This is a genomic window from Candidatus Poriferisocius sp. (genome assembly GCF_965204145.1).
Lineage (GTDB): Bacteria > Actinomycetota > Acidimicrobiia > Acidimicrobiales > Bin134 > Poriferisocius.
In genome coordinates this window covers 3,349,717-3,362,537 of record NZ_OZ241977.1, presented here as the reverse complement: position 1 = coordinate 3,362,537, position 12,821 = coordinate 3,349,717, and the positions used below count along the sequence as shown (strand labels likewise).

Annotated in this window: 10 protein-coding genes; 5 read left to right on the top strand and 5 right to left on the bottom strand. The window is 64.7% G+C overall.

Going from position 1 to position 12,821, the window contains the following annotated elements; genetic code table 11:
• The first annotated feature begins 9 nt into the window (after positions 1-9).
• Positions 10-924 (top strand): TIGR03619 family F420-dependent LLM class oxidoreductase, encoded by a 915-nt coding sequence (locus ACOGI7_RS15755; protein WP_419849687.1) that lies wholly within the window; start codon positions 10-12, stop codon positions 922-924.
• Positions 925-939: 15 nt separating this feature from the next.
• Here ACOGI7_RS15755 and ACOGI7_RS15750 read toward each other — a convergent pair whose 3' ends face one another.
• Positions 940-2,025, bottom strand: a complete 1,086-nt coding sequence (locus ACOGI7_RS15750) for a glycerophosphodiester phosphodiesterase family protein (RefSeq protein WP_419849686.1) — start codon at positions 2,023-2,025, stop codon at positions 940-942.
• Between the two features lie 250 nt (positions 2,026-2,275).
• Positions 2,276-2,920 carry a histidine phosphatase family protein gene (locus ACOGI7_RS15745; protein WP_419849685.1) on the bottom strand — a complete coding sequence of 215 codons (645 nt, stop codon included), beginning with the start codon at positions 2,918-2,920 and terminating at the stop codon, positions 2,276-2,278.
• Between the two features lie 22 nt (positions 2,921-2,942).
• On the opposite strand from ACOGI7_RS15745, the gene ACOGI7_RS15740 reads away from it, so the two are divergent.
• Positions 2,943-3,308 (top strand): carboxymuconolactone decarboxylase family protein, encoded by a 366-nt coding sequence (locus tag ACOGI7_RS15740; protein ID WP_419849684.1) that lies wholly within the window; start codon positions 2,943-2,945, stop codon positions 3,306-3,308.
• A gap of 22 nt (positions 3,309-3,330) precedes the next feature.
• Here the strand turns inward: ACOGI7_RS15740 and ACOGI7_RS15735 are convergent, their stop codons facing one another.
• A complete protein-coding gene (locus ACOGI7_RS15735; RefSeq protein WP_419849683.1) occupies positions 3,331-5,814 on the bottom strand; it encodes an ATP-dependent Clp protease ATP-binding subunit in 2,484 nt (827 codons plus the stop codon).
• Between the two features lie 62 nt (positions 5,815-5,876).
• Positions 5,877-7,223, bottom strand: coding sequence for an MFS transporter (locus ACOGI7_RS15730; protein ID WP_419849682.1), 1,347 nt, complete (start codon positions 7,221-7,223; stop codon positions 5,877-5,879).
• 24 nt (positions 7,224-7,247) lie between these two features.
• On the opposite strand from ACOGI7_RS15730, the gene ACOGI7_RS15725 reads away from it, so the two are divergent.
• Complete coding sequence (locus ACOGI7_RS15725; protein WP_419849681.1) at positions 7,248-8,165, top strand: 3-keto-5-aminohexanoate cleavage protein; 918 nt, start codon at positions 7,248-7,250, stop codon at positions 8,163-8,165.
• Positions 8,166-8,247: 82 nt separating this feature from the next.
• Here the strand turns inward: ACOGI7_RS15725 and ACOGI7_RS15720 are convergent, their stop codons facing one another.
• The gene (locus tag ACOGI7_RS15720; protein ID WP_419849680.1) at positions 8,248-8,667 is read right to left on the bottom strand and encodes a peptide chain release factor-like protein; all 420 of its coding nucleotides are present in this window, start codon (positions 8,665-8,667) and stop codon (positions 8,248-8,250) included.
• A gap of 76 nt (positions 8,668-8,743) precedes the next feature.
• On the opposite strand from ACOGI7_RS15720, the gene ACOGI7_RS15715 reads away from it, so the two are divergent.
• Both ACOGI7_RS15715 and ACOGI7_RS15710 read left to right on the top strand, forming a co-directional pair.
• Complete coding sequence (locus ACOGI7_RS15715) at positions 8,744-9,880, top strand: acyl-CoA dehydrogenase family protein (RefSeq protein WP_419849679.1); 1,137 nt, start codon at positions 8,744-8,746, stop codon at positions 9,878-9,880.
• A 90-nt stretch (positions 9,881-9,970) separates the two neighbouring features.
• Positions 9,971-12,784: a hypothetical protein gene (locus ACOGI7_RS15710; protein ID WP_419849678.1), complete on the top strand. Its 2,814-nt coding sequence runs from the start codon at positions 9,971-9,973 to the stop codon at positions 12,782-12,784.
• Positions 12,785-12,821: the final 37 nt, after the last annotated feature.

Below are 12,821 nucleotides of genomic sequence, written 5' to 3'. Positions count from 1 at the left end.
ACTAGAGCCATGACCACCCTGTCCGTCACCTTGCCGTCGTTCGGCCCCATCTTCCGAGACAACAACTTCCACCAGATCGCCGACCTCGCCCAGATGGCCGAGCAAGCCGGCGTCCACCGCATCATGCTCACCGACCACGTCGTCATGGGCGCCCATACCGACAAGTATCCATACGGCCCCTTCCCCTTCCCTCCGGAGACTGCTTGGCTCGAACCGCTGGCCTCAATCGCCCACATGGCCGCCGTCACCGAGCGTGTTCGATTCAGCACCAAGATCCTGATCGCCCCCCTTCGCCCCGCCGCGGTATTGGCCAAGACGCTGGCCACCATGGACGTGCTTTCGCAGGGCCGCCTAGAGGTGGGCATGGGGACAGGATGGCAGCGCGAGGAATACGAAGCTGCCGGCATCCCCTGGACGGAGCGGGGCCGGCGGCTTACCGACACCATCGCGGCCTGCAAAGCGCTGTGGCGGGACTCTCCCGCCTCGTTCCACTCAGCCACCGTCGACTTCGACGAGATCTGGTGCGAGCCCAAGCCAGCCCAGCCGGGTGGGATCCCGATCTGGGTGGCCGGTGCGCTCCACTCCAACAATCTGGCCCGACTCGTGGAACACGCCGACGGCTGGATCCCGCCCCCCTACGGCAACCTCGAAGAAGTGGCCGATGGAGTGAGCACACTCCGAGACGCTCTCGCTGACGCGGGTCGGAGCCTGGACGGCTTCGGCGTCCAGGGCGACATCGACGCGGTGTCCGGCGACGACGGCCGCCCCTCCATCAAGGCCAGCATGGGCGCAGCCATTGAGTGGGCAGAGGCCGGCGCAACCACCATCAACGTGGTGATGTCGTTGTTCTGCTGGCGCATGGACCGAGCCCAGGGCTGGTTCGACGACCTGGCCGAGAGCTGGGCTGGGCTCGATCTGGGTTGATACAGCCCGAACAGATCAGGGGATGTCGCCGTCGGCCCGGAAGCGCTCGACGGCTTCGGCGGGACGGCCAGCGATCACGCCCTGTACCGGCAAGTCGATGAGCTCGGCGTAGTAGTCGGGGTCCTCTTGCCAATCCTCATTAGGCCAAACCCACACGGCCAGGCCCTCGTCGGCGGCTTTGCCCAGCAGATCGGGAGTCAACACGTCTAGGCCGCTAAAGGTTGGCGGCACCTGCAAGGTCAGGTCGTTGGGGTGGAGCGGGACCGACGTAAACGCCCACGCTGGCAGGGCATCCTGTCCAGGGCTGGTGACGACATCGGGCGCCAGTTCCCGGAATCCGATCAGGGCCTCGTCCCTGAATGACACCACCACAACCGAGTCAGTGCGGCCCAACTCCTCAATGTCGGCAGCCAGCACCGCAGCCATCTCGAGGATGAAGTCGATGTCGTCCTCACCGTCATCGCCCGCGGGGGTCTTGATCTCCACGTCGAGTACGTGCTCGGGAAACGCCTGCGCCACCGCCCGGAACGTCTCCACCCGGAAGTCGTCGGGGCCGTATCCTGCAGGCGGGGCAACATCACCGGTGCGGATGCCTCGGTAGGAGTAGGCCTCGGGGGCGAGGTCGTGGCTGGGCCATTCCTCCGACCACCAATAGGCGTTGTCCAGCGCCTGAAGCTCCTCGTAGGTCATGTCTCGCACTCGACCAGTGGCGTTGGTGGTGCGGTCGACGGTGTCGTCGTGATGCACCACCAGCACTCGGTCAGCGGTCATCTGCAAGTCCATCTCCAGCACGTCAACCCCCGCATAGGCCGCCTGGGAGAAGGCGTACATGGTGGAGTGGGGCCAAGAGCGGTCACCCCCGGCGTGGCCGATCACCAGCGGCCGCCCTAGCGCCAACAACTCCCGCACCGTGCTGGCCGCTGGGGTCGGGACCGGCGGCAGCATGTCCGCTTCTTCGCTCCCAACCTCCTCCACCTCATCTTCGACATTGCCCTCTTCGCTGTCATCGGCCACCGGAGTCGGCTCGCTGGCTGGCTCCTCAGGCGGGGCAGTGGCCACCGGCGTTGTTGGGCTCGGCTCCGCAACAACGGTGGCGGTCACCGTCGCCTCAGACGTCGGGGGAGGAGTGGCGGTTGGTGCTGTCTCTGTAGGGGAAGAAACCGGGGCAGCGGTAGCAGGGGCGATGCTCGGTTCGGAATCGTCTGCGTCACCGCATGCTGCCAATAGCGCTCCCACCATCATCAATGCCAGCAAGACAAGAGCGGGCGGCAACGACTTTGCCGTTCTTGACAATCGACGCACGCATAGATCCTAGGCTTTTCCTTGGTAAATCACCCCGGCTGGTGATCCGCTAGTACTGAGGCCCGGCAACCACTCCGTCTCTCATGAAACCGGTGACGCCGGTGCGGGTGGCGCAGCAGTGGCCGGTCTCGTTCATGCTCATCAGCACCCGCCGGTCGTCGTCCACCCACACCCGACAGATTCCGCTATAGGACACCTGCAAGTGGATCCTCTCCGATGCCATGACCAGCTCGGACACCACCCGGTTGACCACCCCTCCGTGGCAGGCCACCGCGATGTGCTGGCCAGGCTGCGCCTCGCACAGCCGCTCGAAGGCGGCCATCACCCGCTTGTGGAATTCCTCGGGGGTGTCCCATCCGATGGCGGCGTAGTCCTGGGCCCGAATGGCCTCGAAATACTCGCCGCCCTCTGTGGCCAGCAACTCCGTGGGGAGGTACACCTTGGAGTTGCGGTCGATCTCAGTGAAGTCCTCTTCGAGCTCGATATCCATGCCCAATCGGGCGGCCAGTGGCTGGATGGTCTCGATGGCCCGCCGCTTGGTGCTGGAGATGATGTGGTCGAAGGGCTCGTGCTCCAGCCAGTCGGCCAGGCGCTCCGCCTGCCATTTTCCCAGCTCGCTCAGACCAGGATCGGCCACCTTGTCAGCATTCCACTCTCGTTCAGGCTGGCCGTGGCGGATGAGGGCGATCTGCACCGCTACAGCCTACGCTGCGCAGATGAACAACAAAGAAGCAGATCGTGTCGCCTGGAACAACATCATGCTGGTCGATCCCCCCGACAGCGACGACCTGTACCTGCGGTTCACCAAGCGGGTGTTCTCCGACGTGTGGGCTCGTCCGGGACTCGGTCGGCGGGAGCGGCGGCTCGTCACCCTGACCGCCATCGCCGCCACCGGCAACGGCCCGATTCTCCCCCACCATTTGAAGCCGGCCTTGGAGTCGGGCGATCTCACCACCAATGAACTGGCCGAATGGGTGGTGCATCTGGCCCACTACGCCGGCTGGCCCGCCAGCGCCCAGGCCTACACCGCCCTGCGAATGGCGGCCGCCGAACTCGGCATAGAGTTCGAAGACGACGACTGACTGACACAAGCGCCGGCCAGCCTCAGCCGACGATTATCTCTCCGGAGGCGTCGAGGCTCGCCGTTGCCGTTGCCCCCTCGGCGATCTTTCCGCTGAGGACGGACTCGGCGAGGCGGTCGGCCAGGTCTCGTTGGATCACCCGCTTGAGCGGACGGGCCCCATATGCCGGGTCGTAGCCGTCGGCAGCCAGCTTGGCCCGCACCTCGTCGGCCACCACCAGGTGAATGCGGCGGTCCGACAGGCGCTCTGCCAAGCGGTCGATCTGGAGGTCGACGATCTGGGCCAAGTGCTCGGGCTTCAGCTCGCCGAACGTCACGATGTCGTCGATGCGGTTGACGAACTCGGGGCGGAAGTACTCCTTGGGATCCACGGCCAGGTTGGACGTCATGATCAGCACGGCATTGGTGAAGTCCACCGTGCGGCCCTGCCCATCGGTCAGCCGGCCGTCGTCCAAGAGCTGCAAGAGCACGTTGAACACTTCCGGGTGGGCCTTCTCGATCTCGTCCAGCAGCACCACCGCATAGGGGCGTCGCCGCACTGCTTCGGTGAGCTGGCCGCCCTCGTCGAAACCGACATAGCCGGGCGGCGCTCCAATCAGGCGGGACACGCTGTGCTTTTCCATGTACTCCGACATGTCGATGCGGACCATGGCCCGCTCGTCGTCGAACAAGAAGTCGGCCAGCGTCCGGGCCAGCTCGGTCTTGCCCACTCCGGTGGGGCCGATGAACAGGAACGACCCGATGGGACGATTCGGGTCGGACAGCCCGGCCCGGCTGCGACGGATGGCCGAGGCCACCAGGTGCACCGGCTCGGTTTGGCCGATCACCCGCTGGCTCAGCACCGATTCCAAGCGCAGCAGCTTGTCGGTCTCGCCTTCCATCAGGCGGGTGACCGGCACCCCGGTCCAGCGGGATACCACCGAGGCCACATCGTCAGGGTCCACCTCTTCCTTCAGCATCTGCCGGTCGGTTTGCAGCTCCACCAGCCGCTGATCGGCCTCGGCGATCTGGCGCTCTAGCTCGGGCAGCTTGCCGTAGCGGATCTCCGCGGCCCGCTCCAGATCGGCTTCTCGATCGAGAACGGTGCTCAGGGCATCGTGCTCTTCCTTCAGCGTTCTGATCTGGCCGATAGCCTCTTTTTCCGACTGCCAGTGGGCTTGCATCCCGGCCAGTTCCTCTCGCAGGTTGGCCAGCTCCTCCTCCAGAGCCTCAAGGCGCTCGGCTGACACCTCGTCGGACTCCTTGGCCAGCGCCACCTGCTCGATCTCCAGCTGGCGGATGCGGCGGTCCACCACGTCGATCTCGGTGGGCATGGAGTCGATCTCGATGCGGAGCATGGAGGCAGCCTCGTCCACCAAGTCGATGGCCTTGTCGGGGAGGAATCGCCCAGTCACGTACCGGTCCGAAAGCACCGCCGCCGACACCAAGGCCGCGTCTTGGATGCGAACCCCGTGATGTACCTCGTAGCGCTCCTTGAGCCCCCGCAATATGGCGATGGCATCCTCCACCGACGGCTCGCCCACGTACACCTGTTGGAAGCGGCGTTCTAGGGCGGCGTCCTTTTCGATATGGGTGCGGAACTCGTCCAGCGTGGTGGCGCCGATCATGCGAAGCTCCCCGCGGGCCAGCATGGGCTTGATCATGTTGCCGGCATCCATGGCCCCCTCGGCCGCGCCCGCCCCCACAATGGTGTGCAGCTCGTCCATGAAGGTGATCACCTCGCCGTCGGCGTCAGTGATCTCCTTCAGCACTGCCTTGAGCCGCTCTTCGAACTCACCCCGGTACTTGGCCCCGGCCACCATGGCCGACATGTCGAGGGCCACCAGCCGCTTGTTCTTCAGCCCTTCGGGTACATCCCCGTCGGCGATGCGCAAGGCCAAGCCCTCCACAATGGCGGTCTTGCCCACGCCGGGCTCGCCGATCAGCACGGGGTTGTTCTTGGTGCGGCGGCTCAGCACCTGGATGGTGCGGCGGATCTCCTCGTCCCGGCCGATCACCGGATCGAGCTTGCCTTCACGGGCCAACACGGTGAGGTCTCGGCCGTACTTCTCCAACGCCTGGTAGGAGTCTTCCGGAGTGGTTGAGGTCACCCGATGGGATCCCCGCACCTCGGCCAGCGCCTCCAGCAGATGGTTGCGGCCCACTCCGACTCGGTCGGCCATGGCCAGCAGCAGGTGCTCGGTCGACAGGTACTCATCGCCCAGCTCGGTGCGGGCGGCATCGGCGGTCTCCATGGTCTTGACCAAGTCGCGGGACGTGCGCACCTCGGTGCCGTAAGCCGACGGCAGTTGGCCCAGCACGGCCTCCAGCTGGGCCCTGAGCTCGGGTAACGCCACCCCGGTGCGCTGCAATACGGGCAGCACCACGCCATCGGCCTGGCCGATGAGGGCCAGCAGCAGGTGGTCGGGGGTCACCTCGGGATGGCTCTTCGACTGAGCCATGGCGGTGGCGTCGTTGAAGGCCTCCCTGGTCTTCAGCGTCCACCGGTTGGGGTCAAGCATCAGCATGCACCTCGTCTCAAATCACTACTTCCTCTATGGATAACCGCCAAAAGTTGAGGGTATTCCACTCAATTTTCCTTCTTATGGGTCGCCATGCCTAACGACGCCAGTCCGGCCGCCCCGCAAACGATGGCTAATACGGTGAAAAACAGGTGGTAGTCGTCCAGATCGCCTCCCAGCATGGCCACACCGGCGGCCACTCCCACCGCACCTCCGATGCGGATGACGGTTTGGACAGTGCCCGCGGCCAGGCCCAGCTGGCCAGGGGGCACGCCAAAGGCGATGGCGCTGTTGACCCCGGGGAAAGCGGTGCCCACTCCGAAGCCCATCAACAGCGCAGCCGGGAACCACACCGCCGCCCACTCCCTCTCCGCACCGGCGAACACCGCCACCCACAGGCAGCCCAAGGCAATGCAGCCGGCCGCGGGAACCATCACCACTCGGTGGCCGAACCGCTCCATGATCCGGCCGGTGGCGTAGCCCACCGTGCTGGACGCCGCAGTGAGCGGAGTGAGCAACAGTCCGGCTTCCAGGGTGCTGTACTCCCATGGCCCCCTGAGGAATTGCACCAGTGCCAGGAAGATGCCGAAGAACGCCACCCCCACCAGCACCGCCACTACCGCGGTGGACGCGAACACCCGGCTTCGGAACAAAGCGAGATCGATCACCGGTGAGGGGTGCCGACCGCAGCGAACCAGGAATGCCGCCATTCCCACTACGGCCACCGCGAACGCCCCGATAACCCGGGGATCGTCCGATCCCCATTCGTTGAACTGCACTATGCCCAGCACGAGGGCGGCCGTGCTGAGCCCGGCCATCACCACCCCGACCATGTCGGGCAGTTCGGCGTCTTCGTCCGCCGCTGATTCGGGGATCAGGCTCCGGCGGGCCAGCACCGCCACCCCCACTGGAGCGACCAGGAAGAAACCGGCCCGCCAGGAGGCGAATTCGATGGCCAACGCCCCCAGCGTGGGCGCGAGAGAGGCCACCACCCCCGCTACGGTGGACCACACGCCCACCGCGATGACCCGGCGCTGAGGTCCGAGGGTGGACATCACCAGGGCCAAACCGGAGGTGATGAGGCTGGAACCGCCGAAGGCCTGGTAGCACCGGGCCGCGATCATGGCCGGCGCATTGGGCGCCAGCCCCACTGCGGCCGAGCCGGTCACGAAGATGGCGATGGCCCACAGGAACACCCGCCGGTGGCCGATGCGGTCGGCCAGCCGCCCTGCCGGGATCAGCAGGGCCGCCACCATGATGTTGTAGCCGCTGATCACCCACGACACCTGGGTGGCCGGGGTGTCGCTGAAGGTGTCGATGATCTCCGGGTAGGCCACGAACATCAGCGTCACGTCTAGGGAGCTGGCCGCCGAAGCCAGCGACACCAACCACAGGGCTTTCCACTCCCGGCTCACGACTCCCGACGGTACTCTCAGGTCATGGACATCACGCCCGTCATCATCGAAGTCGCCCTCAACGGCACCACCACCCGAGACCGAAATCCCCACGTCCCTCTCAGCCGGGAGGAGCTCATCGAGGAGGGCTTGGCCTGCATCGAGGCCGGGGCGACGATCGTCCACTGCCACATCGCCAACATGCGAGTGCCGGCGGCCGAGGCCGCCGCCGAGTACCGGGCCACTTTCGAGCCGTGGGTGGCCGCCGACCCCGACGTGCTCGTACTCCCCACGCTGGGGTGGGGCCAGAACATGACCGAGAAGCTCGGCCACCTGGAACATCTGGCCGAGGGGGGATTGCAGCGGCTGGGGTTCATCGACCCTGGATCCATGATCCTGGGCAAGGCCGGGGCCAACGGCTTGCCCGATCCCAACAGCTTTGTCTATGTCAACTCTTTCGCCGACATGGAGGTGGCCATCGAGCAGTGCAACCGACTGGGCCTGGGCATGCACTTCGCCATCTTCGAACCCGGTTTCCTCCGCAACGTGCTGTCGTACTGGCGCTTCGGCCAGCTCACCCCCGGCTCCTTCGTGAAGTTCTACTTCGGCGGACCGGGCGGCTACTTCGCCATCGGCGACAGCGTGAGCTTCGGGCTGCCTCCCACCGAGAAGGCGCTGGACGCCTACTTGGAAATGCTGGAACTGGCCGACTGCGACCTGCCCTGGTTCGCCGCCTTGGTGGGCGGCGACCTCATCGAGTCCCCAATCCCCCAGCTAACCCTGGAACGAGGCGGCCACCTCCGCGTCGGCCACGAGGACTACGCCGGGAACCGACCCCGTCCCAACCACGAGCTAGTAACCGAAGTCGCGGCCCTAGCCACCGACATGGGCCGCCCCGTGGCCACCGCCACCCAAGCCGTCGAGATCCTAGGCCTCCCCGCCCGCCAAACCGCCGGGGTCTAAAGCCCCGCCGCGGCGGTGAGCTCCACCTCCATCACCCCGGTCTCCAGAGGACGCACTCGACAATCGGCACTCAAGAGTGCTTCTACCGGTCAAAGCTGAAGGGGTCGATTCGTGCTCGACTTCGCTTGGTCTCGGCTCGCCGACGCTTCTCGTCGAGGCGGCGCCGTCGAGCCCGTGGCGATGGGAGGGTCGGTTTTCGCGACTTGGCGGTAACGAGCCCACTGCGGAGCCGCTCCTCCAGGCGATCGAGCGCGATCTCGCGGTTTCGAGCCTGAGATCGTGTGTCGTCAACCACTACTCGCAACTCCCCGCCCAGTCGGTCGATCAACTTCTGGCGGACACTTGGGGCTATGTCACCAGCCACGGCAAGGTCGATTGCCGCCTCCACCCGGGTATTCGACCGATTGGCATGCTGGCCACCCGGGCCACCAGAGGGGTCAAAGCGCCAAACGACCGCCGACACCGGCACCGCCCCGCCGGAAAACGAAAGCACCCGGTCCACGCCGCCGACCTTACTGGCAAGCCTCAAACCCTCTGCGGGTTCCCCTGTGTTGGCGTTGGCTTCTAGGGTTTGAGGCATGGCCAGCGAATACCTTGACCGGGCCCGGGAGCTGCGTTCGCTGATCGACGAGAACGCGGCCAAGACCGATGGGATGCCTATCCCTCAGGAGACGGTCAACGCGCTGGTGGATGCCGAACTGCACAAGGTGATGGTGCCGGACGCGGTGGGAGGGCTCGAACTACCGGTCAACGAGTGCATCGACATCTGGACCGAGATTTCCCGGGCCGATGGATCGGTGGGCTGGTGTCTGATGGCCAGTTGTGCGGCCACGGCCTATTTCGCAGCCTGGTGCCCCGATGAGCACATCGAGCGCATGTTCGCTGACGGCGTGCCTCTGTCAGCCGGCCAGTTCGCCCCCAACGGCACTGCCACTCCCGATGACGACGGCTTTCGCCTCAATGGCCGCTACTCGTTCGGCAGCGGCATCAACCACGCCCAGTGGGCCGGCGCGGGGGTGTTCACCGAGGAGCCCGAGGGCGTCGATCCACGCTTCCTGTTCGCCATCTACCCAGTGGAGAAGGCCCAGATCACCGGCAACTGGGATGTGATGGGCCTCCAAGCCACCGCCAGCTACGACTACACCCTCGATGACGTGTACGTACCGGCCACCTCCACTTTCGACATGTTCGATCTCACCGTGTACCGGGGCGGCCCCCTCTACAAGCTGGGGGTGATGCCGCTCACCGCCGCCGGCCACGCCGGATTCGCCATCGGAGTGGTGCAGCGGGGCCTCGACGAGTTGCACTCGGTGGCCCGCTCCAAACACCGCATGGGCGATGCCACCCCCCTGGCCCAAAACGACCGCTTCGTTCATGAGATCGGGGAATTGGAGTCCCGCTTCCGGGCGGCCCGAGGCTGGCTCCACGACACCTTCGCCACCGCCGAGCGCAATGTGGTGGAAACCGGCGTGGTCGATCCGATGGACGTGATCCTCACCCGCCAGGCCACCGTGTTCGTCACCCAGGAGGGCGCCGACATCCTGCGCCGCGCCTATCTTCTGGCCGGCACCGACGCTCTCCGCTCCGGCGGCCTCCAGCGGGCCTTCCGTGACATCCACGCCGGCACCCAGCACGTCTTCGCCGGCACCGGCCCCGCCCTAGAACTCGGCCGCGCCCTCCTCGACGCCGCCCCCGACAACCCCCTCGACGCATAGTCGGCGCTTTTGCGGAACCAAGCGCGGTGTTTGGGCGTCTATATGGCAATGAGCAAGGGATGGGTGAGCCTTTTCACGGGCCTCGCCCTGATGGCAGCGATCACAGCCGCTTCGACCAACGCCGCGGTTGCTGACGAGAATGATGCGGCAACAGTCACGGCCCGCGACTGCGAAGCTCGCCACCGCTTCGGCACGGGCGACTGGTATTCACCCGACGGCTCCACCTGCGTACTAGCCAACTACTTCCCCAACGAGGATCCCGCTCTGAGCTTCGCCGTCGAACTCTGGCGCGCCGAAAATCCCGACCAATTTCAGAACTACCTCAACCGTGCGGCCCAGCAAGGCAGCAGAAATTCCGGTTCTTCTGGCAAACAAAACCAAACAACCCGCAGCGCCACAAACACCGCTGCCGCATCGACAAACTTCCCGTCTGCCGACGTCGTCTGCACATACCGCCACGGTTTCGGCGCAGGCGACTGGTACTCACCCGATGGCAGAACCTGCGCCCTGGTCAACTACTTCCCCGGCGAGAACCCCGCCTTCGGCGTCGCCATCGAACTCTGGCGCACCGAAGACCCCAACCAATACCAGAGCTATTTGAATCGAATCCCCGCCCCTGCCACCCCAAACCGGTACAAGGCTGTCGTCGCTAGCGGACAACGCACTTGCGGCCTGAGAGTAAACGGCACCATCAACTGCTGGGGAGGATACTCATACCAACGAATCGAGCCACCCGAAGGCACCTACACCACTATCGCAACTGGGGATTACCACTTTTGCGCACTCGCTACCGACCAAACCATCGCCTGCTGGGGCAGCAATCAGCAAGGCCAAAGCAACCCACCTGGGGGCACATTCACAACTATCGCGACCAAACGCTCACACTCGTGTGGCATTCGCACCGACGGCACCGTCGCCTGCTGGGGCGACTACTACTTTGGCCAATCAACGCCACCCGATGGCACATTCACCGCTCTCGCGACCGGCTACAACCACTCGTGTGGCATTAGGACTGATGACACCATTGCCTGCTGGGGCGACGACTGGGATGGCCAACTCTCCGCCCTCGAGGGCACGTACACCGCCATCGCAACCGCGTCCGATTACTTGTGTGCAATCGCCACCGACCAGACCATCGCCTGCTGGGGCGACAATCAGTACGGCCAGACCGACTCACCTGACGGCACCTTCACCACCATCGCGGCCGGAAGTCAGCACTCATGTGCGTTGCGCACCGATCAGACCATCGCTTGCTGGGGCAATCTCCAACATCGTGCCAAACACTTCCCCTACGGCACCTTCACCGCGATCACGGCTGGTTTGTGCGCGCTTGCCACCGACCAGACCATCACCTGCTGGGGCGACAACGACTACGGCGGCCCAATCGACGTCCCCAAAGGCACCTATACGAGCGTCACATCCGGTGGCAGCTACTCCTGCGGGCTGCGCACCAACCAAACCATCACCTGCTGGGGCGGTAACTGGCTTGAACAGGCCACTATTCCAGACAGGCAGTTCACCGCCGTGGACTGGACCAGCGACGCGGGCCTGTCCGCAAGCCCCTATTGGTGTGGACTGCACACCGATCAATCCATCTCTTGCTGGGGCCATCGAAATGAATACCCCAGCGGTACCTATACGTCTGTCTCATCTGGGCACAGATTCGGATGCGGCATCCGAGCCGACCAAACCATTGGCTGCTGGGGCGACAACGATCACGGACAGACAAATGCCCCCTCCGGCACATTCGTCTCCGTCGCAGCCGGCAGAACGAAAGCGTGCGGTATCCGAACTGATCAGACCATTGCCTGCTGGGGCAGCGAAGAAGCCGCTCCCCAAGGTACCTTCATCGCTGTAGACGTTGATTTCGGCCATTCCTGCGGTATCCGAACTGATCAGACCATTACCTGCTGGGGCGACAACAGTTTCGGCCAACTGGATGCGCCCGACGACACCTTCACCGCAGTCTTGGCAGGCACCTTCTTCGACGCCATGATTGGCGACGACTACTACTCATGCGGCCTTCGAACCAACGGCATCGTCGCCTGCTGGGGCAGTCTCTCCTATGAGGGGCAATTCGGTGATCCCAGCAAGGCCTATTCGTCCATCGCCATCGGCAGCTATCACAAATGCGCCCGACGCCTTGACCTGACCCTCACCTGCTGGGGAAGAAACGAATTCGGCCAATCCGATGCACCCGAAGGCACGTATGTCGACGTCGCGGCCAGCGACGTTCAGACTTGTGTGCTGGCCTTCAACAAGAGCCTTTCCTGCTGGTGGAATGCCTATCTGGACGGCCCAATAGCATCTGAGGACATTGCCCACATCCCGGATGTCCCCTACCTCTCCATCGCCGCCGGAGAAAGCCACACCTGCGGGCTTCGCACCGACCAGACAATTGACTGCTGGGGCACCTATCCATCGTCAAACGAATTTGGACAGCTCGATGTGCCCGATGGCACTTATACCGCTGTCGCTGCTGCCGGTGAATACTCCTGCGGGCTGGGAACCGACCAGAACATCACCTGCTGGGGCAACAACGAATACGGACAGACCGATACCCCCAAAGGCACCTTTTCGGTCATCACCGCCGGCGTTTATCACTCGTGCGGACTGGCAACCGACCAAGCCATTGCCTGCTGGGGCTCGAACGAACACGACCAGACCGACGCCCCCGAAGGTGCCTTCTGGTACATCGCCGCCGGGTACAACCACACCTGTGGAATGCGCACCGACCAGACCATCACCTGCTGGGGCAACAACAACATCGGCCAAAGCGACGCCCCCGAAGGCACTTTCGAGAACCTCGTCGTTGCCGGCAACACTTCGTGCGCGCTGCGGATTGATGACGTATTCCTTTGCTGGGGCTACGACCTCGCCTACCGGTGGGACAACTTCAGCTAGGCCAACCAGTCCGCAATCGAGCGCAATTTGATCGCTG

Coding starts and splice junctions, on each gene's coding strand:
- ACOGI7_RS15710 (WP_419849678.1), top strand. CDS start 9,971: ATGGCAGCGATCACAGCCGCTTCGACCAACGCCGCGGTTGCTGACGAG.
- ACOGI7_RS15725 (WP_419849681.1), top strand. CDS start 7,248: ATGGACATCACGCCCGTCATCATCGAAGTCGCCCTCAACGGCACCACC.
- ACOGI7_RS15715 (WP_419849679.1), top strand. CDS start 8,744: ATGGCCAGCGAATACCTTGACCGGGCCCGGGAGCTGCGTTCGCTGATC.
- ACOGI7_RS15755 (WP_419849687.1), top strand. CDS start 10: ATGACCACCCTGTCCGTCACCTTGCCGTCGTTCGGCCCCATCTTCCGA.
- ACOGI7_RS15740 (WP_419849684.1), top strand. CDS start 2,943: ATGAACAACAAAGAAGCAGATCGTGTCGCCTGGAACAACATCATGCTG.
- ACOGI7_RS15735 (WP_419849683.1), bottom strand. CDS start 5,814: ATGCTGATGCTTGACCCCAACCGGTGGACGCTGAAGACCAGGGAGGCC.